Origin of the sequence: Eudoraea chungangensis (assembly GCF_029360665.1) — a bacterium.
In the GTDB taxonomy this organism is placed as follows: Bacteria; Bacteroidota; Bacteroidia; order Flavobacteriales; family Flavobacteriaceae; genus Eudoraea; species Eudoraea chungangensis.
Genome location: NZ_JARDUB010000006.1, coordinates 1 through 22686 on the forward strand (window position 1 = coordinate 1; position 22686 = coordinate 22686).

At 37.1% G+C, this 22686-nt stretch carries 15 protein-coding genes; 9 read left to right on the plus strand and 6 right to left on the minus strand.

The genetic code is table 11. The features are described 5' to 3' along the window. On the plus strand, positions 1 to 1089 hold a 1089-nt coding region (locus tag PXG98_RS12885), incomplete at its 5' end, for a PKD domain-containing protein (protein WP_276391696.1). 30 nt (positions 1090 to 1119) lie between these two features. Here the strand turns inward: PXG98_RS12885 and PXG98_RS12890 are convergent. Both PXG98_RS12890 and ppdK read right to left on the minus strand, forming a co-directional pair. Further along, entirely contained in the window at positions 1120 to 1860 is a 741-nt protein-coding gene (locus tag PXG98_RS12890; protein ID WP_276391697.1) for a tyrosine-protein phosphatase, read from the minus strand. Positions 1861 to 1943: 83 nt separating this feature from the next. Beyond that, the gene (ppdK, locus tag PXG98_RS12895; protein WP_276391698.1) at positions 1944 to 4682 is read right to left on the minus strand and encodes a pyruvate, phosphate dikinase; all 2739 of its coding nucleotides are present in this window, start codon (positions 4680 to 4682) and stop codon (positions 1944 to 1946) included. Positions 4683 to 5000: 318 nt separating this feature from the next. On the opposite strand from ppdK, the gene PXG98_RS12900 reads away from it, so the two are divergent. Beyond that, positions 5001 to 6095, plus strand: a complete 1095-nt coding sequence (locus tag PXG98_RS12900) for a BamA/TamA family outer membrane protein (RefSeq protein WP_276391700.1) — start codon at positions 5001 to 5003, stop codon at positions 6093 to 6095. Positions 6096 to 6267: 172 nt separating this feature from the next. Then, entirely contained in the window at positions 6268 to 7992 is a 1725-nt protein-coding gene (locus PXG98_RS12905) for a carboxypeptidase-like regulatory domain-containing protein (protein ID WP_276391703.1), read from the plus strand. A 52-nt stretch (positions 7993 to 8044) separates the two neighbouring features. Here PXG98_RS12905 and PXG98_RS12910 read toward each other — a convergent pair whose 3' ends face one another. Together PXG98_RS12910 and PXG98_RS12915 are read right to left on the minus strand one after the other, a co-directional pair. After that, on the minus strand, positions 8045 to 9544 hold the full coding sequence (locus PXG98_RS12910; RefSeq protein ID WP_276391704.1) for an alpha-L-fucosidase: 1500 nt from the start codon (positions 9542 to 9544) through the stop codon (positions 8045 to 8047). 94 nt (positions 9545 to 9638) lie between these two features. After that, positions 9639 to 11213 (minus strand): arylsulfatase, encoded by a 1575-nt coding sequence (locus PXG98_RS12915; RefSeq protein ID WP_276391706.1) that lies wholly within the window; start codon positions 11211 to 11213, stop codon positions 9639 to 9641. A 301-nt stretch (positions 11214 to 11514) separates the two neighbouring features. Between PXG98_RS12915 and PXG98_RS12920 the strand changes: the two genes are divergently transcribed. Next, positions 11515 to 13611, plus strand: a complete 2097-nt coding sequence (locus tag PXG98_RS12920) for a family 16 glycosylhydrolase (RefSeq protein WP_276391707.1) — start codon at positions 11515 to 11517, stop codon at positions 13609 to 13611. A gap of 327 nt (positions 13612 to 13938) precedes the next feature. Here the strand turns inward: PXG98_RS12920 and PXG98_RS12925 are convergent, their stop codons facing one another. Beyond that, positions 13939 to 15693 carry a tetratricopeptide repeat protein gene (locus PXG98_RS12925; protein WP_276391709.1) on the minus strand — a complete coding sequence of 585 codons (1755 nt, stop codon included), beginning with the start codon at positions 15691 to 15693 and terminating at the stop codon, positions 13939 to 13941. 333 nt (positions 15694 to 16026) lie between these two features. Between PXG98_RS12925 and PXG98_RS12930 the strand changes: the two genes are divergently transcribed. Both PXG98_RS12930 and PXG98_RS16530 read left to right on the plus strand, forming a co-directional pair. Next, complete coding sequence (locus PXG98_RS12930) at positions 16027 to 17646, plus strand: thiol-activated cytolysin family protein (RefSeq protein ID WP_276391710.1); 1620 nt, start codon at positions 16027 to 16029, stop codon at positions 17644 to 17646. Between the two features lie 213 nt (positions 17647 to 17859). Further along, positions 17860 to 17958 (plus strand): small multi-drug export protein, encoded by a 99-nt coding sequence (locus PXG98_RS16530; protein ID WP_420909573.1) that lies wholly within the window; start codon positions 17860 to 17862, stop codon positions 17956 to 17958. 551 nt (positions 17959 to 18509) lie between these two features. On the opposite strand, the gene mnmE is transcribed toward PXG98_RS16530, so the two are convergent. Continuing rightward, the gene (gene mnmE / locus PXG98_RS12935) at positions 18510 to 19925 is read right to left on the minus strand and encodes a tRNA uridine-5-carboxymethylaminomethyl(34) synthesis GTPase MnmE (protein ID WP_276391712.1); all 1416 of its coding nucleotides are present in this window, start codon (positions 19923 to 19925) and stop codon (positions 18510 to 18512) included. A 188-nt stretch (positions 19926 to 20113) separates the two neighbouring features. On the opposite strand from mnmE, the gene PXG98_RS12940 reads away from it, so the two are divergent. The 3 genes from PXG98_RS12940 to PXG98_RS12950 all read left to right on the plus strand — a co-directional run bounded on the left by PXG98_RS12940 (position 20114) and on the right by PXG98_RS12950 (position 22656). Further along, a complete protein-coding gene (locus tag PXG98_RS12940) occupies positions 20114 to 20476 on the plus strand; it encodes a DUF4870 domain-containing protein (RefSeq protein ID WP_276391714.1) in 363 nt (120 codons plus the stop codon). Positions 20477 to 20613: 137 nt separating this feature from the next. Next, a complete protein-coding gene (locus PXG98_RS12945) occupies positions 20614 to 21633 on the plus strand; it encodes a glycosyltransferase family 2 protein (RefSeq protein ID WP_276391715.1) in 1020 nt (339 codons plus the stop codon). 15 nt (positions 21634 to 21648) lie between these two features. Next, a complete protein-coding gene (locus tag PXG98_RS12950) occupies positions 21649 to 22656 on the plus strand; it encodes a glycosyltransferase (protein WP_276391718.1) in 1008 nt (335 codons plus the stop codon). Positions 22657 to 22686: the final 30 nt, after the last annotated feature.

Consider the following 22686-nt stretch of genomic DNA (forward strand, 5'->3'; position numbering starts at 1 on the left):
GAGATAACGAGTTATTTATGGACTTTTGGTGATGGTAGTACTTCAAATGCGAGTTCCCCATCAAAAGAGTTTAGTAGTGCGGGGAACTACCAGGTAACCTTGCGTGTAGAAGACGCACAAAGAGAGTTTGATGAAGAAAGTTTAACTATTACAGTTACTGCAGCCCCCGGCGGATGCATTTCATTATCGGCTCCCTGGAGTAATAGAGATATTGGTAATGTTGCTGCGGATGGCAGTGCTTGTGTAGACAATGGAGTCTATCAGGTAGAGGCCTCAGGTCGTGATATCTGGAATAGTAGTGATGAGTTTCATTTTGTACACCAATCCCTTACGGGAGATGGGGAGATTATCGCCAGAGTAGTATCCTTGGAAGATACGAACGATTGGGCCAAAGCCGGCGTGATGATGCGTAATGGCACAGCAGCGAATGCCAAAATGGTTTTAATGGCCCTGTCTCCGAACCCATTGAATGTTGGCATTGCCTATAATTTTGAGGATAGGCCCACTACAGGAGCTACTATGACCCCTTCGGCAAATAATATTGGACCTATTGCCGTGGGAAGTTATCCCTACTATCTAAGACTTGTTCGCCAAGGGGATACTTTTACAGGCTATGCTTCTGCGACCAATGGCAATTGGCAGCAGTTAGGCAGTAGAACCATCTCGATGAGTGAAACCATTGAAGTAGGCTTAGCGACGACTTCGCATAGAGATGGCGTTATAACCACTGCAGTATATGACAATGTTTCTGTGTTTACAACAGCATCCGTTGCTGCAAAACAGATTGGCACTCTTGTTAAATCACCCCAAGAAAGTAAGCCAGATATTGATTTGATAGCAGATCCATTTTCTGTTTATCCAAATCCTACAAATGGGGTATTAAAACTAAATTTAAGCAGCTATCAAGGGGAGGCGGTGCAAATACAAATAACGACAACTCTAAATCAGCTTGTCTGGCAACAACGACTTAATAATGCTCATTTGCCAGAGGAAGTTTTAGACTTAAATACACTATCGGAAGGAATTTATTATATAACAGTTAGTGGACTAAACTCGCAAGAAACCGTACCTTTTATAATTAAAAAATAACAGCCTGTCCTATTCTTAATACTGTATTGATTAGTAAAAATGAGAGATTGTATTCTCTATTAATGGCAGCAACTTTTTAATTTTTTTCGGAGATATTTGCAAGTCTTTTAGGTTATTAAGTTGCATTAGGTTATGTACGTCTGAAGCTACGAAATCAATATGACCCTTGTCTAGTAAACTATATGCCATTTTTTTTACTTCAGGACCATAATAGTTGCTTAGGGAGAGTAAATTCAACTGATATAAGACCCCTTTGTTTTTGTAATAAGGATATTTTTTTTGTTCTGAATGCCAATATCCATAACGTTCCGGATGTGCTAAAATCGGAAAAAAGCCATTTTTCATAATACTTTCTATGCATTCTTCGAAATGAATAGCAGGTTGCAGATAAGACATTTCTATAAGTAAAAAGTCTTTTCGCAAAGGCATAATTTGTTTGTTCACAAGCAAATCTTCAAAGGCATCGTCTATCATATGTTCAGCCGCCGCCTCAATTCGTATGTCGGTTAGGTTTTCTGTTAATAAGGCATTGGTTAAATCGTGTAATGATGTGGATATAGATTCTTCGGTGTTCGGATAGTAGTTATTCATTATATGTGGTGTAGCAACAAAGCTGCTTATACCAATGGAGGAAAAACCTTTTATAAGTGCAATAGAGTCTTCTACAGATTTAGCACCATCATCAATTCCAGGTAGAATATGATTATGAATATCTATGAATCCGGAAAGATAGTCTACTAAAAATTTTTTCTTATTAAAAATTTGAAACATAAAAAAGGCTTACACGCACAAAAATAGTGTTTAATACAATAATTAAAATCAATAATGTGTATCTAAACCTTTTTTACACTCCACTAGCTGTTCTGCTCTTTGTCTAGAATACTTGCCTGAGCCGCGGCCACCCGAGCAATAGGAACTCTAAAAGGAGAACAGCTCACATAATTCATCCCTATCATATTACAGAATTCCACAGAATTGGGTTCCCCTCCGTGTTCTCCACAAATACCTACTTTTAAACTTGGTTTGGTTTTTCTACCTCTTTCTGTACCTATTGCCAATAATTGTCCTACACCTTCCCGATCAATTATTTCGAATGGATCAGAGGTTAGAATTCCTTTCTCCAAATAAATGGATAAGAACTTCCCTGCATCGTCTCTAGAATAACCAAATGCCATTTGTGTTAAGTCATTCGTGCCAAAGGAGAAAAAGTCAGCTCTTTCTGCAATTTTATCCGCCATTAAGGCTGCTCTAGGAATTTCTATCATCGTACCTACAAGAAATTCTACCTTATTGTTCCGTTCCTTAAATACCTGTTCTGCCGTTTTACGTATAATCTCATCTTGAACAACAAATTCATTTACCGTACCGATGAGTGGGACCATAATTTCTGGAGTAACCTCAATTCCTTTTTCTTTTAAGTTAAGAGCTGCTTCGATAATGGCTCTAGTTTGCATCTCCGTTATTTCGGGATAGGTATTCCCCAGTCTGCAACCCCTATGTCCTAACATTGGGTTAAATTCTTGAAGTTCAGCTACCTTAGTTTTTACTGACGACAGGGAAATATGGAGGTCTTCTGCAAGCTCCTTTTGTGTTGCTAATTGGTGGGGAACAAACTCGTGTAAAGGCGGGTCTAAAAGTCTAACAGTCACAGGTAAACCTTGCATTGCTTCAAATATACCTTCAAAGTCGGATCGTTGCATTGGCAAGAGTTCTTTTAAAGCTAATTTCCTTCCCTTTACCGTATCGGCCAATATCATTTCACGCATTGCTTTAATACGATCTACTTCAAAAAACATATGCTCTGTTCTTGTAAGACCTATTCCCTCTGCTCCAAAACTTCTAGCTACTTTAGCGTCTTTTGGGGTATCCGCGTTTGTTCGAACCTTCATTTTTCTAAACTTATCAGACAAAGACATAATTTGCGCAAATTCTCCACTAAGTTCTGGTTCCATGGTAGGTACTTTGCCCTCAATTATATTACCTGTAGACCCATTGATAGAAATCCAATCTCCTTCCTGGTATTCTTTGCCTTCCACAGTCATGGTTCTTTCTTTGTAGTTTATTTTTAGAGCTCCGGCTCCGGAAACGCAGCATTTCCCCATTCCACGGGCTACCACGGCGGCATGCGATGTCATTCCTCCTCGGGCTGTTAATATACCTTTGGCCACATTCATACCTTCCAGGTCTTCTGGAGAAGTTTCAATTCTTGTTAGAATAGTGTATTTGTATTTATCTGCTTCATCTGCAAAGAATACGATTTGGCCAGTTGCTGCCCCTGGAGAGGCAGGTAAACCCTGTGCAATAATATCTTCTTTAACTAAACCAGCTGGGTCAAAAACGGGATGCAGCAGCTCATCCAATTTATTGGGTTCAATACGAAGCATTGCTTCCTTTTCATTTATTAGCCCTTCTTTAAGTAAATCAACCGCAATTTTAACCATTGCCGCACCAGTTCTTTTTCCATTTCTGGTTTGGAGAATCCATAATTTACCATCTTGAATGGTAAATTCCATATCTTGCATATCGCGATAATGCCTCTCTAAAATGTCTTGATATTGGTTTAATTCATAGAACATTTTTGGCATTAGTTCTTCTAGGGATGGATAGTTTTCAGATCTATCTTTTTCTTCTATTTGTGCTAATTCGGCCCACTTCTTAGACCCCAGAGTAGTAATTTGTTGAGGGGTTCTTACTCCGGCTACTACATCTTCGCCTTGAGCATTAATAAGATATTCGCCATTAAAAACATTTTCTCCGGTTGCCGCATCTCTTGTAAAACATACACCGGTTCCAGAATTTTCGCCCATATTTCCAAAGACCATTGCCTGAACATTAACAGCGGTTCCCCAGTCTGACGGGTAGCCATTCATTTTGCGATAATATTTTGCTCGGTCTCCATTCCAACTATCAAATACGGCCATTACGGCTCCCCAAAGTTGTTCCCATGGATCCATGGGAAATTCTTTTCCTGTTCTTTTCCTAACTACATCCTTAAAATCATAGACCAAATCCTTCAAGTCTTGGACTGTAAAATCTGTATCTAGTGTAATTTCTCTTTTTTCTTTAAGATGTTCCATGATTTCTTCGAAAGGATCTATATCTTCCTTTGTCAGGGGTTTCATTCCTAGAACTACCCCAGAGTACATTTGAATAAACCTGCGGTAAGAGTCCCATACAAACCTTTCGTTTGCTGTTTTCCTAATTAAACCATCAATGGCTTGGTCATTTAAGCCTAGGTTAAGGACTGTGTCCATCATCCCTGGCATGGAAACACGCGCACCTGATCTTACGGAGATTAAAAGCGGATTTTCCATATCTCCAAATTTACATCCCATTATATTTTCAATAAAGTCGATCGCACTTTCTACCTCCTCCTTTATTAAATAAATGGTATCTTCCTGTCCAAGCCTGTTATACGCAGTACAGACCTCTGTAGTAATGGTAAATCCTGGAGGAACGGGAATACCTATGGCGCTCATTTCAGCCAAGTTAGCTCCTTTACCTCCTAAGAGGTTCTTCATTTCACTACTGCCGTCTGCATTTTTATTACCAAATCGGTAAACTCTTGTTTTAATACTAGAAATTGTCTCCATGGGAATAGTTTTAAGTCTATTTGATAGCCCGAAATTAGTGCCATTTACCAATGAAAAACATGATGATTGTCATGATTCTGGTATTTAAAAGGTCTGTGTAATTAATGTTACAGAATACGGATACCTAAGCGGTGTATATATATCATAAAGGCGCTCTGAAGCCTACGGGCTTCATGAAATATTTTTCTCTTATAAAACTAAAACTCATAAATAACAAGCAACAATCTATCAGCTATTACTAATAGAGTATTGAGGGCTTTCCTTACCTTTAAATAATCTTTTAATTAAATGGTACAATTTTGGGATAAAATAAACTTCATGGCTGTAAAAAAACTCACACTCCTTTCTCTTTGTATATGTTCTTTCTATTTTCTGAATGGGCAAAAAAATCCAAGTGCTTTTAGGGATTCTTTAGACAACGCCTTTGATGTTAGTACTTACCTTATAGAGAATAATGGTATTCTGCCGTTTTTAATTCCGATTACGGAGCCAGCGGTAGGGTTTGGAGCAATTATAGGAGGGGCTTATTTCGTCAATAAAGAGGATCCAACACATAAGAAAGATGTAGCTGCTTTAACCGGGGGTATTACAACAAACGGAACTTGGATTCTAGGAGGTGCGTATTTAGGTTTTTGGAAAGAGGACCAAATACGATATAGGGGAATTGTAGGATATGGTAATATTTTCTTGGATTATTATCGAGACTTAGGACAGCCGGTGAGTTTTGAGTTAAAACAGTTTTCATTGGTACAACAATTAATTTTTCGTTTGGGCGGAAGTGATTTTTTCTTAGGAGGTAAGTATCAGTTTTCGAAAATTGATATTCCTGTTTTTGATAATATTGATATAATTGACAGGAGAGATGTGAATCTTGTAAATAGTGGTCTCTCTGTAATATCAGAATTTGATAGTACTAACAATACCTTCAGTCCAACGGATGGTCTAAAAGTTCATTTGAGTTATGATCAGTATTTAGAATTTTTAGGAAGCACAAAGAACTGGAATAAACTAAACTTTCATGCATTCTGGTATTTACCCGTAAGTGAAAAATGGATGCCCGCCTTTCGAATAGAGACTGCCTGGGCCTCGGAATCTGCTCCTTTTTACGCAAAACCTTATGTAGCCATTAGGGGTATACCGGCATTGCGATATCAAGGGGAAGGAATGCTCCTAGCAGAGACCGAACAACTGTATAATTTAAATAAGCGTTGGGGAATTTTAGGCTTTGTTGGACTAGGAACTACTTATTCTACATCCCCAGATACTGGTTTCGGTGAGGTAGTTTGGAGTGGGGGAACTGGATTTAGGTATTTAATTGCACGCAAGTTAGGACTTAAAACTGGGCTTGATATTGCAAGAGGTCCCGAGGATTGGGCTGTATATGTCACTATGGGCACTTCTTGGCTTAGATAATCCTTCTTCAAACCCTAGGAAGGTTAAATTCTGCTTATAGGATTAATTTAACAACTACCGATTCGATTATTTTGTAATTTACTGTATTGGATATGCTCTATGGGGGATTGTCTTTTTTTAAAATGAAAAATGTCCTTCCGAAATGTTCAAATTCGGTATAAAATTATTAGCTATGAAAGAGTCTTTATTTTTTGGTTTCACCTTATTCATTGTGGCCCTGTGTACATCTCAGGATGGTTACAGAAGTATAAGCGGTATAGTAACGGATGGTAAAACACCATTAATGGAAGTGGAAGTGGCTAATATTAATTCGGCCACGAAGGTAAAAACAGACAGACAGGGGAGGTATCAAATAAGAGCACAGGAAGGCGAAACTTTGGCCTATAATTATAACGGGAAGAAAGCTGTGGAAATAGATGTGGAAGATGTTACTACCTTTTTAAACGTAAAATTAAAGGATGAAGTTCAGGAGCTATCCGAAGTGGTAGTAACAAAAGACTATCATAAATCACAATCCGATTTAAGTTTAGAATACCACACCAATAAGGATCTAATTAGGACATCTTATGGTATTATAGATACTAGACGTTTCAATTACAATATCAGAGTTTTTCAGGGCAAAGACTTAAATCCTGCCTCCTTTGACATCATATCGATACTAAGGGCCAAGGTTCCTAATATTTTAATTTCTGGTAGAATAAATGATTTAAATAATGTTGTTGCTTATTTTCCAAGGGGATATACTTCCATAAATAACCCCACGCCTATTTTATTTGATGTAGACGGTAATCTTATGCAAACTGCACCAACGTATATCGATGTTTTAAATATCGAGAGAATCGCTATTATTTCTTCTATTGGAGCCTTGCAGAGGTATGGAAGTTTGGCCGCCGGCGGTCTGGTCATTATCAATACAAAAATGACCAATTTTTCCTTTGAACCCGAATCAAACGCACCGTACGACCAAGCTAAATTAAGGACAAACTTCTTTGTTGAAGGAGAAGCGCGCCCAAGTTTGGAAGAGGTGGCTCCAAATTATCTTGAAAACTTACGCGCTTCCAATAGTATGGAGGATGCAATAGCAATTTATATGGAGCAGTCGAAACGTAACAGTCCCTCGCCCTTCTTTTATCTAGATTCGCGAAATTTCTTCGCCAAGAACAGACAAAACCCGGAAATGGTAGAGCAGATAACACGAACAATACAATGGAAATTTTCGGATAACCCTGTAGTATTAAAGGCCCTGGCATATCAGATGGATGATGAAGGGAATTTTAGAACTTCATTAGCTGTATATAAACAAATATTTATTTTAAGACCGGAATATCAGCAGTCCTATCGGGATTTGGCAAACGCCTATTTAAATGTTGGCAATGCCAGACGTGCAGCTTTGTTATATGCGCGGTATAACTATCTTTTATCGGAGGATTTATTTCAAGAATCGGAAAATTTTACCGGAATATTGAAAAGAGATTTCGACAATCTATTGGCGCAGAACAAAGAGCTAATTCCTAAGAATAGATCGGCCATTATAAAGGATAAAGAAGGTTTTAATGGGACTAGACTTTTTTTTGAATGGAATGATAGTGAAGCAGAATTTGAATTACAATTTGTGAATGACCAAAAGCAATACTACCTCTTTAAGCACAGTCTTTTTGATAATGAAAGTCTCATTAAAGAAGAAAAGAAATACGGTTTCTCAAGCCAAGAACATTTAATCTTCGATCCGGAGGGGGAGTGGCAGGTAAATGTAAAATATTTAGGGAATAAAAGTTTAACACCTACCTATCTTAAAGTAACTATATATAGCGATTTTGGACTACCCTCTGAACAAAAAGAATTTAAATTATTTAAGCTTTCTGCCAAGAATATAAATCAGAAATTGGCTAAAATTTAGAGTATCTACAGTTATTCTATGAGAGACGTTGTATCTATGGGTCTATTACTGTCTACTCTAGTTCTATTTTAAATGCAAATGCATGTGCTCCGGCCTTGTTTCCTGGTACATTTATACTAAGGTCTTCCAGTTTACGCTTCCATTTAACTATCTCTTCTGAGCCTAAAAGTGTAATCCTTCTTATATTCTTTTTTAGAAATTCCGAATTTGTTCCCAACGATTTAATTCTAAGCGTGTCTTTGGGCCAGTCTAGTACAATAGCATATAATATATTCTCTTTTGTGGTAAAACGAATGTCTTCAGATGTGGCTTCAGAATTTTGTCTTTCACTTAAGTGCCCTTCAACTATTTGCTGCGGTCCTTCTCCATAAATTATATAGGGCCGGGTCTCATAAATGGCCTCCCCGTTGATTTTAAACCAGTCTCCTATCTCTAATAATCTCTTTTCAACAATTGTTGGTATTATTCCCTCGGCAGTCGGTGTAACGTTTAACAAAACACGTCCGTTCTTACTTACTACATCTACTAAAAAATCTATGATTCTATTGGTAGATTTATAGTCGGGGTTTTCAACATTACACCATGAATTCCAATCTACTGAATCGTCAGTTAACCAAAGAAAATCTTTTTTGTCACTCATGCGTGCTCTTTCCAAGTCGAGTATTCCCGAACCTTTCTTAAGATCCTTGGCTTTATAAGTTACCACCACTTCCTTTTTAATAGAATCTGCATAGTTATAATAATACTGAAGAAAGTCTAGCCTGTATTTTTCGTCCAGTATATTGAGTTTATTATCAAAATAAATCAGATCTGGCTGGTAGTATTGAATCACCTCCTTGACTTTATTTAGCCAGTTCTGTGCAAAGCTGTCATCGGCCATATAGGTCGGAAACTCTTCCGAACCAATAAACTGGCTGCTATTTAATTTTGGGCCGTACAATTCCCTATAAAGATCACTAGAAGCATCGGTATTCTCATCCCAGGTAGAATACCAAGACCAGAGCCATTGATGATGAAAAGTAGTTATAAACTTCATATCTGTTTTCCGAACAGCCTTTTCCATTTCCCCAACAATATCTCTTTTGGGCCCCATATTTTTTGCATTCCATTGTGTGAGTTTGCTATCCCACATAGCAAAGCCATCTGCATGCTCTGTAACAGGTCCTACAAATTGTGCTCCTGCCTTTTGGAATAAACTCACCCAAGTATCGGCGTCAAAGTATTCTCCTGTAAACATGGGGATAAAATCTTTATATCCAAATTCGTCTAAAGGACCATATTTTTTTCTGTGATAGTTATAAATAGGGTGATTCTTATCATACATATAATGGGAGTACCATTCCGTCTTATATGCGGGAACGCTATAAGGTCCCCAATGGAAATAGATTCCAAACTTTGCATCTTTAAACCATTTAGGTGTTTCCTTATTTGTTACGGACTCCCAATTTGCAGTATATTTCTTTTGTGTAAAACTTTTGTTTTGTGAAAATGTAAATTCTAAAGGAATATGAAGGATTATAAAAATTAAAAATGTCAGGGCTTTAGGATTCACAAAAATAATCTTAGAATAGAAAAATGAATTTATTACAGCTTTTTCAAGTTAAGCAATTTTACATTGAGCACCGAAGCAAGGTATTAAATAAAGATTATTTTTCATTAAATAACAGGCCATGATCAAGCAGGGGTATTTTAAAATCTTCTAATTCTGGCTCCGTTCGTTCTTCCTTAAAAATCTTTGCCGCTTTTTCTAAGGTTTCGGGATGTAAATTGGCCACATTGTTCTCTTCCGCTGGATCGATTTTTAAGTTATATAGCTCTAGCGTGGGAGTTTCTTCATTTTTTAAGTTTTGTCGTAAGACTTTCCAATCTCCCATTCGGAGCGCCACCTGTCCGCCGTAGCTTGGAAATTCCCAATACAGGAATTCGTGTTCCTTTTGTTTATTGCTCTCAAAAAGTGTAGGAGAGATACTTATACCATCGGTATCCTCAGGTACCTCAAACCCAACTATATCTCCAAAGGTTGCCAACATATCGTAGTGAGCAGAAATATGATCACTTTTAGTACCCGGCATTATCTTATTTGGCCAGGAAGCTATCATAGGTATGCGAATTCCACCTTCGTAAAGAAAGCCCTTTCCTCTACCGTATTGTCCATCAAAGGGTTTGGCACTTTCAAAATAGACAGGGTCTGCACCGCCGGCATAACTGGGTCCATTATCAGAAGTGAAAATGATTAGTGTATTCTCGTAGATTCCCTCGTCTTTTAATTGTTGTATTAATTTCCCAATATTTTCATCAAGGTAGGATACCATTGCGGCATAAGCGGCATGGGGGTTTTTATGAGAGAAATAGCGATTTCTACCTCCAGAGAGATAGGGTTCTTCTTCCCCAAACTTATGGGAATAATAGTCTACCCATTTTTGTGGAGCCTGAAGAGCAACATGAGGAATAGGGGTGGCCCAATACAAGAAAAATGGATTTCTTTTATTTTCTTCCACAAAGTTGCTTAGTTCCTTATACATTAATTCGGGGGCATAGTCTGTTAGACTGTAGTCGGTATAACTATTTGGATCATTGGGATTTGCCCCCTCTGGAAAAGGTGTATTGGGTGCAATAGTGTCATTTTGCAAGGCTACTCGCTTCCTGTTTTTATATAGATGTAATGGATAGTAGGTATGCGCCTGTCTTTGGCAATTATAACCATAGAAAAAGTCGAATCCCATTTCATTAGGTATAGAATGCGTATGAGGAGCCCCGAGTCCCCATTTACCAACTAGTCCAGTGGTATATCCCGCCTTTTTAAAATGGTGAGCCATGGTAACTGTAGATTTGGGCATTGGTCCCTGCCCCTCCAAAGTAGAGTCTTTGGCCATAGCCCTGTAATTCCATACATCCCCTCTTTCTTTCCATTCCGAATTACTTCGAATGTAGGCGTGCCCTGCATGTTTCCCTGTTAGCAACATAAAACGCGCTGGGGCGCAAACCGGTGCGCTAGTATAATGCTGGGTAAAGAGCATTCCAGAACTTGCTAAGGCATCTATATTAGGGGTCTCAATTAATTTTTGTCCATAGGCACCTATATCTGCATAGCCTAAATCGTCTGCCAGAATATAGATAATATTTGGTTTTGGATTGGGAGAATTAGTGGGTTCGGTAGCTTCCCTGTTTTTACAGGAAGCCAGAATTACGATTATGAACAAAAAGAGTAATGCATGTTTCATTCGGTAATGCTTTGTTTGTATTTTATAAAAGTCCTTATATACAGGTAAGATAAGGTTTTCTGCAGATATTTTGCGTCCTAGATAAAACCCGGAAAAGTCTGTCTTTTTGAAGTCGACTTTTGTTTATTTGGTAACTTTATATGTTATTTTTTAAATTATACGTATTTTGGGCCGTCTAAATTTGAGAAAAATAAGACTATCTTATTGAGACGAGAAAAGTTGTTTAAGATTTTAGTCCTTGGTTATTTTTATAATTAATGGGATTATAAAAAGAATTAAAAAAAAGAAAATTATGAAAACTATGAAAAAATTAAAGTACAGTTTTGGTGTGCTCCTTGTACTCTTTATGAGTTGTTCGTCAGATGATAAAGCCCCAACAAATGTTGCCCCATCAAATTTAGTAGTTACCTCAGATATTAGCGATGATGGATCCGGTGAAGTAGCGTTTAGTGCAACAGCACAAAATGCTACCTCCTTTTCGTTTGATTTTGGTGATGGCACATCCCAAGAATCTCTAACCGGAACTGTGGTCAAGGTATACGAAATGGGAGGTCAAAACACTTATAATGTTACCGTTACTGCAAATGGTACTGGTGGCTTAAGTGTTTCTAGCTCAATAGAAATTTCTGTAACCAGCGATGCTGGAGATTCTGCCAACGCGGAGATAATTAATCTTTTAACCTCTGGGAGCTCTAAAACTTGGTATTTGGCAGCGGCGCAGCCAGGACATCTGGGCGTGGGTCCTGCCCGAGAAGGTATTGATGGTGATTGGTGGTATCCTAAGTGGTATTCAGCCCAGGCATATGAGAAATGCAGTGATGGTGCCTCGGATTGTTTTTGTGATGACGAACTGACTTTTTCTGTAAATGGTAGCGGGGAAATCAGCTATGAACTCGATAATAAAGGAAGAACGTTTTTTAATGCGTCGCATAAAGATGTAGTAGGTGGCACAGAGGCAGAAGATTTTTGTTATCAATTTGATACCTCAGGTACTAAAACCATTTCCTTGTCGATGGTTTCAGGAAATGTTCCTGATGCCGAAACAACGGGAGTACAAATGGACTTCTCGGATGGTGGCTTCATGAGTTATTACGTGGGGTCTTCTTCCTATGAAATCCTCTCCATAGATGAGGATCTTCTATATGTTAGGACCTATGATGCAGCCAACCCTGATTTAGCATGGTATCATCGGTTTTCATCCGAACCAGCTGTGGGGGGTGGAGACGAGAAACTTGAAACTATATATAATACTCTGGTGTGGTCCGATGAATTTGATGTGAATGGAGCACCAAATCCATCCAATTGGACCTATGATCTTGGTGCAGGTGGCTGGGGTAATAACGAGGCCCAAACCTATACCGACGATCCTGCCAATGTAATTGTGGAAGATGGTTTTCTTAAAATTACTGCTATTTCTGAAGGAGGTGAAAATGCCGTGTATTATTTTGATGATATTAGTCTTACTAATACTGGAGGCGCCTCTTCTTCAATAAATGATTTTGAGGGTACACCTCCGGTATTCAATAATTTTGGTGGTGCCTCAACTGTGGTCATTCCTAATCCCGACGCCTCCGGCATCAATACTTCCTCCACGGTTGGAGAATCAACAAAACCTATTGGATCTGAAACTTTTGCGGGGTCTTTCTTTGATTTAGCTGCCCCATTAGACTTAGCTACTTATACGAGTATTAGTATGAAGACTTGGTCTCCAAAAGAAGGAGCGGTGGTTAAAATAAAACTAGAAAATTCTGCCAATGCTGATGAGAATTATGAGGTTGACATGAATACTACAGTTACGGAGGCATGGGAAGAATTAGTTTTCGACTTCAGTTCTGCACCGGCATATACGTATGATAGAGTGGTGGTTTTCTTTGATTTTGGGGTTAGTCCGGTTGGTGCCTATACGTCGGCGAGGATTAAGTCCGAAAACCTCTATGAATTCACCTATGGAAGAGTGGAAGTAAGAGCGAAACTTCCTTCTGGTGGAGGAACCTGGCCTGCTTTATGGGCGTTAGGAGCTAACTTTGCAGAGGTAGGATGGCCTACTTGCGGTGAAATAGATATTATGGAACACGTTGGTAATAAGGCAAATGTTACCTCCAGTGCGCTTCACTATCCGGGTAATTTTGGAGGAACAGCGGTATTCGGAGAAGTCCCGATTCCGTCAGCTACTTCTGAATTTCATAACTATACGGTAGAATGGACTCCGGAAAGTATTAAGTTCGTTGTGGATGATGAGTTTATTCATCTGAGTTTTGTGAATTCTGATCAAACACCCTTTAATGCTGATTTCTTTTTTATCATGAACATCGCCATGGGAGGAACCTTAGGAGGAGCAATAGACCCTGGCTTTACGCAGGATACTATGGAGGTAGACTATATAAGAGTTTACCAGTAATCTAACTATATATTATAAAAAAAGCTGGTGACTTGCGTTACCGGCTTTTTTGTTGATAGAGATATTCTTTTTTTAGCTAGAAGTAATCTTTTTATAAAGACCCGGCTTCCATTAGCTAAAAAGGTACAAACCATATAGTCTTTCGTCTTCTTCTTCTTCTTCTTTCCCGATACAGAAATTAGCGAAAATATAGTTGTACCTTAAGTAGAATAATGATATCCTTTTAATTTTTTGTTGAAAACATACTACAAGAAAATGCTAAGTAAAACTTAATTTGGAAGTAGGCCAGATAGCTGTGTTTTAACTTCTTAGTGCTAGTAATTTTATTTATAATGATTTTATAAAACTATCAAAATCTAAATCTTTATCAATATTCAATTTTTGTTTTAATCGGTATTTGGAAGTATGGATACTTGAGGGAAGAACATTCAGAATATCGGCTATTTCATTATTGTTCAATCCCATTTTTACATAAGAAGCTAACCGCAATTCTTTGTCCGTAATTCTGCCGCACAAGGCTTTTAACTGGTCTTCAAAATTTTCGTGGACTTGGGAGAAATATGATTTGAAAACCTCCCAGTCTTTATCCGCGGCACTTTGTTTTTTTAGGAGCATTACAATCCTTTTGAATTCTATCTTAAACTGTTCAGGGGAATTTTTCACCTTTTCTAAGTTGTCCTTTAATTCGGCAATAAATCTACTTTTTTGAACCAAATGCAATGTCTGGCTGGCCAATTCCTTCCTTTTATAAGCTAGTTCTTGCTTATAGATTGCCTCCTGCTTTTCCCTTGCTAAACGATTTTTTTTCATACGCTGTCTAAAACCAAAAAATATCAGACCAGATAGTGCCAAGGCAGTAAACATCCCTCCTGCATACATTCCTTTTCTTAAATTACTAATTTCCACATCTTGGTTTAAGGTTATAATTTCTTCTTTTTGAAGTGCTATTTCTGTCTCTTTCATTTCTGTTTGGTACTGTACCTCCAATTCATTGATCTGGTCTATTTTTTCTTTTTGGAAAATGGAATCATGTGCCACAAAATGCTTCTTCCCGTATTCGTAAGCAGTTTTATAATTACCAATCTTTGCATAGGTTTCGGCAATCTTCAATAGAATATCTTTAGCTTCCACTTTGGCCCCATTCGTAAGGGCTAAATGCAGACTTTCTTCATAATTCTTCAAGGCCATTGTAAAATAATCCTGTTCAAAAAAAACATTGCCAATATTGCGACTTGCTGTGACCATGGTAGCCTGATCATTTATAGACCTTGCTTCATTAAAGGAATCATTATAATACTTTAGTGCATTTGCAGTTTCGCCTATTTCTAAATAGACATCACCTATATGCCCGTATTCTTCGGCTGCTTCCACCCTGTAATCGTTATCAATAAAAAATTTCAGGGATGAGAAATATAACTCCAAAGCTTCGTTATATTTTGTTTCTTTATAATAATTAGTAGCCAGGTTTGAGCGCGATATAGCTAAACACCATGGATCATCATATTCTAAACATACCTTTTCAGTTTTTTGAAAATAGTCGTTAGAAAGTTCAAGATTCTCCAATTCGGAATGAATGACACCAATATTAAAATAAGCCGCTGAACGGATATATTCATTGTCACCTAAATCTTTGGATAATTTGATAGAAGTCATATAGCTTTCGACCGCTTCTTTGAGTCTCCCTAAATGTTTTAACGGTATTCCTAAGTTATTATAGCATAACTCGGTCATGGGTTTGTTTTTGACTTTAACAAAAGAATCTATTGCCATTTCCAATTCTCTAACAGCAGTTAAATAATGGCCTATATTTGTCTTGTATTTACCTTGGTCGTAAAGTAAATACCCGTGTAAGTTGGTACTTAGCTCTGTATTGAGGGACAGAGTCAAAGCGGAATCCAAATAGGGCTTCGCTTTAGCAGGATTTTTTCTAATATAGGAATTAAAGAGTGCACGATAAGTCCAAATTAAGGCGGTGTCTTTTTGTTTGGGAATTAAACGCAACAAACTATCTATCCGTTTTTGGTCTTGCCCTGAGGACAATAGCGGAAAAATTATTAGCAATAATAGTGGCCATTTCTTCATATTATACACATCTTTTAGGTTAAAATGCAGTGGTGATTCTGGTAAAAACGCCTCTTTTATAAAGATAATGTAATAGAATGAAGATTTTAATCTTAAAAGCGTCTTGTCTAGGATTTGTATAGACTATTGTAATCTAGGTGTATGGATAAAAATAATTTAAATAATTGATTTTGAATTAGTTAAATATTAATTGTACATTTTTATAATTGGTATGTCTAGGCCGTAATTAGTATTCAGAATTAAATTTGTATATGTTTTGTCTAGACTTATTTTTAGGTGAGGCCTGTTTTCTGAGCTAGGTTTGAGATGTTGAATCTTAAAAACCAAGAAGTTATGAAAACAAATCAATCACTATTGAAAAGAACTTTACGAATATTATCATTCGTAGCCCTATTAGTCTTCTTTGCTTGTAGTAAAGAAGAACTAACCCTTGATGATGGAACCGTGCCTCAATTTTCAAATAACGATGCATCAGACTTTGATGCAGCCATTGCCAATTTAAGTTTTTTTGTACAACCAGAAGAGTCTGATATTGAACCCAATGGGACAGAGGAAACGACACGAGCAGGGGATACCGAGTATGCATGCACCACCCAAAACTATAAGGGAGCACCTGGGTACAATGAACTCTTTATGTTGGATCCTACCACAGATGTCATTTATCCAGGTTCCATGTTAAAAGGAGAGTCTATTCCTTCAGGTGAATATATTAGAATAAATGAGGATCGGGCCCCAATTACGATTTCTACATCTTTTAGTAATATAGACGGTAAGCCCTCAGTAACCATAGAAAATCCTAACTTGATTAGTAACGTCAGGGCTGGTATCCAAGAGCTTTTGAACCGGGAAGTAAATGGATCTACGGCCGCACAGCTTATTTCGGATGAATATGAAGTGTATTCAGAGGAACATGTGTCCATTGCATTAGCGGCGAATTATAGGAGTAGAGCAAAAGAGATTTCGGGAAATTTTGATTTTAGTTCCTCTTCGGTTAAACGCAAGTATGTGTTGAAATTCGTTCAAAAATATTTTACCCTGGATTTGGATTCCCCTGGAAAATTGCCAAGCGATTTATTTACCTCTTTACCAAGTATCGAAAGCTTAGGGTCTACTAGCCCTGTATATGTCTCCTCCGTAACCTATGGGAGAATGGTTTTGTATACCGTAGAATCCCAAGCATCCCTTACTGAGGTAAAGGCTGCTTTTGAAGCTGCATACAATATTGGGAAAAATGAAGGCGGAGCATCTCTGGAAGGCGCCTATAAAAGTTTGTTCCAAGAATCCAATGTTAAAGTCATCATAGTGGGAGGAGATGGCAATAGTGCTGCCCAAGCGGTAGCGGGTATTGCAGACAACCCAACTCAAATTTATGATTTTATTGCTGAAGGGGGTAATTATTCTAAAGACTCTCCTGGGGCACCCATATCCTATAAGCTTAGTTATGTTAAAGAGGGCTTTCCAACGGCTAAAGTGGTTTTGTCTACCGAATATCAGGCAAGAAATTGTGATTTGGCGTATCCGGAGTATGAAATCACTATTGTTGATCTTAATGTAACAAATACGCCAGGTTTTCCTAGCAATGAAGGGGATCATTTAGAAATTTGGGGCTCTGTGGAAGGAGAGCTAAAGAAAGATGGACAAAGAGTAGGGAGTAGGGTAAGATGGGTTAGAGCAAGTGATAATGACCTTCAAATTAATATATCTAAAAATCATCCGATTGGGCAAAAGTTGACTGTTGAAGTAGAAAGACCAGACTATGACGTTGACTATATTGAGATAAAGGGAGATCTTAATGACAAAGATTCGTTTAGCAGCCAAAACTTAGGAGTAAGATCATACAAGATTTTTTTGAAAGACTTAGTGTTGAACGATTCTTATACTCATACATTAGTGTTCGATGAAGTAGCTTATCATGAGGTTAAAGCAACATTTCTTATAGAAAGGACGAAATAAAACCAATAAAATAGTAGGTTAGTACTTCGGACGGCACCTAAAGTTGCGATTCAACAACTTGGTGTCGTCTGTTGTTTTTTATCTAATGCATTGCTCTTCCCTTGGATGAGGTTTTTTTAGAAAAAATAAACAAGTTCTTTATTAAATGGTGGTTCTACAAGAAATCTGCTATTTACGTAGCCAGAAGGGGATGAGCTAGGTTCTGGAGGAAAAATACAGGAATATGGCTTTCTTGGATTAGTTTTGTTTGTGATCTTGTTGATTCCCGGAACAGGATGCTATGTAGGGAGTATAGCAGCTTATTTATTTTAAATTGAAAAACAGAAGGCCTTTTTTTGCCACTACTATTTGGTTTTTTTCTCATGCCTAAATATTTGGTTTGCTACGCTTAAAAGCATGAGAGGGATTTAATGTATTGCTTACATTAATTTATTTGGTTTGGGAATATCAATACACTACTGCATAAATATTTTTTGAATAAGTTTAATCCCTAGCGTCCTATTTAAACATACAAAATTTTCATATTGAGAAGCTATGATTTTATAGGTTAGCGATTTGGTTTAGTTCTTTATTTTTTATCCCATGAGGAGGGATTTTCCAAAGGGTACATTTTCAAATACTCAAAACCTCTATCATATTTGTTGATTCCGTTCTTATCGATAATGTGGCCATAAAATATTCTATAAAAGGCTCAACTTTCCAATTTTACCTTTTTGCTTATAAGTCTATTTTCATCTCGAGTTGAAAATTAGTTGAAATAAATGTATTAAAATAGGCTGTTAAAAGGAACATTATAAACAATTTATTGATAATCAATTAAATGAAAACAAATGAATCTAAATGTAACTTAAAAATCAACTTATTTATTTCCCGATACAGAAATTGGCAAAGATATTTCCTAGTAAATCATCGGTGGTTATTTCACCAGTTATTTCACCCAAATGAAACAAGGCTTGTCTTATGTCGATAGCCATTAAATCACTTGAAATCTCATCTTGTAGTCCTAACTGAACTTTTTTGATCTCTTCTAAGGATTGGAGAAGGGCATTATAGTGTCTACTGTTCGTTACAATGGTCTCGTTATTTCGCAGCAAACCTGTATTAATAAAAGACAGAAGGGTAGATTTTAATACGTCTACACCCAATCCGGATTTGGCAGAAACCAATAAGACTTTTATGTCTGGGAGCTGTGCCACAGCCTCTTCTCTGAGAGTTTTTAATACCTCTTGCTGTGCTGTACTTAGTAAATCTACTTTATTAAAGATTAGCAATATTGGTTTTGAAGGATATTTGCTGTGAATTAGTTTTATTTCCTTAAAATACTTGTCCTTATCTGCTAACAGACCATCAGAAGGCACTAATACCAGCACAACTTCTGCCTGTTCTATTTTCTCGTAGGTTTTACTTATTCCTATCCGCTCTACCGTGTCTGCCGTTTCTCTGATACCTGCAGTATCTATAAATCTGAAACCAATTCCCTCTATGGTAATTTCGTCCTCTATAGTATCTCTAGTGGTACCTGCTATCTCAGAAACAATTGCCCTGTCCTCATTTAACAGCGCATTTAATAAGGTAGACTTACCAACATTTGGTGCCCCAACGATAGTGATAGGGATTCCTTTTTTTATAACATTTCCTGTAGCAAAAGAGTCTATCAGTGTTTTTAGGGTTTCTTCAATTTCAAACAATAAATTATTAAACTGTGTTCTATCGGCAAATTCTACATCCTCTTCAGAGAAATCTAATTCTAGCTCAATTAAGGAGGCGAAGTTTAAAAGCTCTTCCCGCAGAAGTTTTATTTGGTTACTAAATCCTCCTCTCATTTGCTGCATGGCTATTTTATGAGTAGCCTCATTTTCACTGGCAATCAAATCTGCTACGGCCTCTGCCTGGCTAAGATCCATTTTACCATTTAAAAATGCTCTGAGGGTAAATTCTCCAGGATTAGCAGTTCTACAACCCTTTCTTACCAATAACTGAATAATCTGTTGCTGTATATAAGGAGAGCCATGACAAGAAATTTCGACAATATTTTCGGCAGTATAACTATTGGGCCCTTTAAATACAGAAAGCAAGACTTTATCTATGGTCGACTGTTTGTCTATAATATAACCCAGATGAATAGTGTGCGTTTTAACCGTTTTCAGGTCTTTATTATGAATCGATTGGAAAACCTGCGCAACTAAAGTAATGGCATCTTTGCCCGAGACACGTATAACCGCAATTGCACCTGAACCCGATGGTGTAGCCAAGGCAACAATGGTATCTTTTGGAATCATGAAAAAGTTTTTGCAAAAATAGTGAAAAGGGAAGTAGTCTAAGTGTTGATCATGAGCGACAGTGTTTTTTTAGTCTTTTATTAAAGAATATTCACAGAAAAAGTATAGTATAAAAAGATTCTTCTTTACCAATTGTAACATTTTATTAGTTTAAACTACCTATAGGTAATCACATCAATCACTAAAAAATGGAAGTAATAAATCAACCCGCAAAGCGAATAGACAGACAAGCTATTGTATTAACACATTTATCTCAATTACTTAGTTATGTTATAGGTTTTGGTGGTTTTATAGTACCCCTTGTTATTTGGGGTTCTACCAGAAACGCCATAGAAAATATGGACGAGCACGGAAAGGCTATAATTAACTTACAATTGAGCTTGCTACTTTATATTGTGGTAAGTATTCCCGCTATCCTTTTATTGGGCCTAGGTGTTTTAGGTCTTATAGCTACCGCCATCTTAGGCTTTGTTTTACCTATAGTGAATGCGGTAAGAGCAAGTAATGGCGAGTCTCCGAGTTATTTTCTTACTATTCCTTTTGTTAACTAATTTCCATTGCCGTTTGTCTTATAACCTATAAAGACTACATCTTATCTTTTCAATGGTTTTAATGGTATTTCAACTATAATACTTTGACGTCGTTCTATTTGTTATAATTTTGCTTCGTATCTTCTAGTAGTAATCTTATGAAGCTGAGCATTTTAATTCCGATGTATAACGCGGAGTCCTATATGGATCGTTGTTTAAATAGTATCCTTTCTCAGGACCTGCATGAGGAGGATTATGAAATTATTGTAATGGACGACGGATCTACAGATAATTGTAAGAGCATCGTAGAGTCTTTTCAAAAAAAACACTCCAATATAAGGCTATATTCCAAAGAAAATGAAGGGGAATCAGCAACAAGAAACAGGCTTTTTAAACATGCTAAGGGAGATTATCTCTATTGTATGGATGCAGATGACTATGTGATGCCAGATACACTTTCTGAAGTATTGGAGCGGGCTATAAGTGCGAAGGTGGACATTTTGGCTTTTGATGCCTCTGTTACTTCAGACTCCCATGAAGAAATAATTAAGCAAGAGTCCCAGATTATAGAAGCTAGTATTCCAATGAATGGGATTGATTTTTTTATAAAGTATCCCGAACACAGAGTAGAAGTGTGGTGGTATTTTATTCGAAATGACTTCCGTAAAGAAGAGGATATTTGGTTTGGAAATCGAGGGTTTAATGAAGATGTACTGTTTACTATTAAAGCCTTTATTAAAGCCAAAAGGGTAGTGTATTTTCCGATGTCTGTTTATCGTTATTTCCAGTCTCCCAATTCCGTAATGCGCGACACGAATAAGGAGAAAAAAGCCAGAATGATTTATAATTTTCATTCCATGATTGTAGACGTGTCAAATTACCTTAATCACCTATCAAAGAATGCTGTAGAAGAATACCACGGTGTTTTAAAAAATCTTAGCAGGCGCAGAGATACTTTTCTTTTCTTCTTAATCTTAAAAATGGTACGGGCAGAAATGAGTAAATCTCAAATGCAACAAAATATCAATATGTTACGTTCTGTTGGAGCCTATCCTATAAAAAATAAAATTTATAGTGGCAATTACTCCATAAAGTATGCAGTTTTGAATTATTTGGTAAATCGTGAGCATTTATTATATTCTGCGGCAAGTGCGTATAGAGTTTTTAAGCGAAACTAACTTAAAATATATTTTGTGTTATTAAGTATTATTATCCCGGTTTATAATGTAGAGAAATACCTGGCGAAATGTCTTGACAGTCTTCTAGATCAGGACTTAAATAAAGACGAATTTGAGATTATTGTTGTGAATGATGGCTCCAAGGATGGCAGCTTAGAAATTGCAAATGCTTATGCTACAAAACATTCCCATATTCGTATAATTGATCAGGAAAATCAGGGTGTAGGAGCCACACGCAATAATGGTTTGGATAGTGCTACCGGCAAGTATGTCTATTTTTTAGATCCAGACGACTACGTTTGTACTAATTCACTTAGTACTCTTGTAGATTTTGCTCAACGGAACAAATTAGAAATTCTTTGCTTTAAGTCTAAGTCAACCTTAGAATATGGTATAATGGATCCCGACTCAGTTATTGATCCGTCCATAAAGGTGGACGTAAAAACAGGATTAGATTTTATTTCTTCTTTCCAATTCAAAAATGAAATATGGTGGTATTTGATAGAAAGAGAGTTTCTGGTGAAATCAAAAGTTCGCTTTATCCTTGGTCGATGGATGGAGGATGCTATTTTTACGGCCTATCTATTTTCAAAAGCCGCTAGTGTAGCTTATGTGCCATGGGATATACATAGGCATGTGATTGTCCCACAGTCGGCTATGACAAGCAGAGAACCCGCGCATTACAATAGAGTAATATATGACAATGCGAATGCGGCAAAAGTATATGGGGGCTTAATTAACGAATTAGATAAAGATACTTCTGAAATGACTATTAAAAGATTAAAATGCAGGCAGGAGTCTTTTGTTTTCTTCCTACTGGGTAGGGCTTTCCAATCTAATTTAAGCTTCTCTCAAATAAATGATATACTTATAGAAATGAAGAGTCTAGGAGCCTACCCATTTAAGTATTTAACGGAAATAGACTATAAAGAGACCAAGTACAAAATTACAAGTAATGTTTTCAACAACAAGTTTCTTTTAAAAACGGCTTTTAAGGGTTACAGACTACTAAACCCTAATTAACTAGAGTGTAAACTAATTTTTTGAAATACT

Coding starts and splice junctions, on each gene's coding strand:
- PXG98_RS12925 (WP_276391709.1), bottom strand. CDS start 15,693: ATGAAGAAATGGCCACTATTATTGCTAATAATTTTTCCGCTATTGTCC.
- PXG98_RS12920 (WP_276391707.1), top strand. CDS start 11,515: ATGAAAAAATTAAAGTACAGTTTTGGTGTGCTCCTTGTACTCTTTATG.
- PXG98_RS12890 (WP_276391697.1), bottom strand. CDS start 1,860: ATGTTTCAAATTTTTAATAAGAAAAAATTTTTAGTAGACTATCTTTCC.
- PXG98_RS12945 (WP_276391715.1), top strand. CDS start 20,614: ATGAAGCTGAGCATTTTAATTCCGATGTATAACGCGGAGTCCTATATG.
- PXG98_RS12900 (WP_276391700.1), top strand. CDS start 5,001: ATGGCTGTAAAAAAACTCACACTCCTTTCTCTTTGTATATGTTCTTTC.
- PXG98_RS12930 (WP_276391710.1), top strand. CDS start 16,027: ATGAAAACAAATCAATCACTATTGAAAAGAACTTTACGAATATTATCA.
- mnmE (WP_276391712.1), bottom strand. CDS start 19,925: ATGATTCCAAAAGATACCATTGTTGCCTTGGCTACACCATCGGGTTCA.
- ppdK (WP_276391698.1), bottom strand. CDS start 4,682: ATGGAGACAATTTCTAGTATTAAAACAAGAGTTTACCGATTTGGTAAT.
- PXG98_RS12940 (WP_276391714.1), top strand. CDS start 20,114: ATGGAAGTAATAAATCAACCCGCAAAGCGAATAGACAGACAAGCTATT.
- PXG98_RS12905 (WP_276391703.1), top strand. CDS start 6,268: ATGAAAGAGTCTTTATTTTTTGGTTTCACCTTATTCATTGTGGCCCTG.
- PXG98_RS12915 (WP_276391706.1), bottom strand. CDS start 11,213: ATGAAACATGCATTACTCTTTTTGTTCATAATCGTAATTCTGGCTTCC.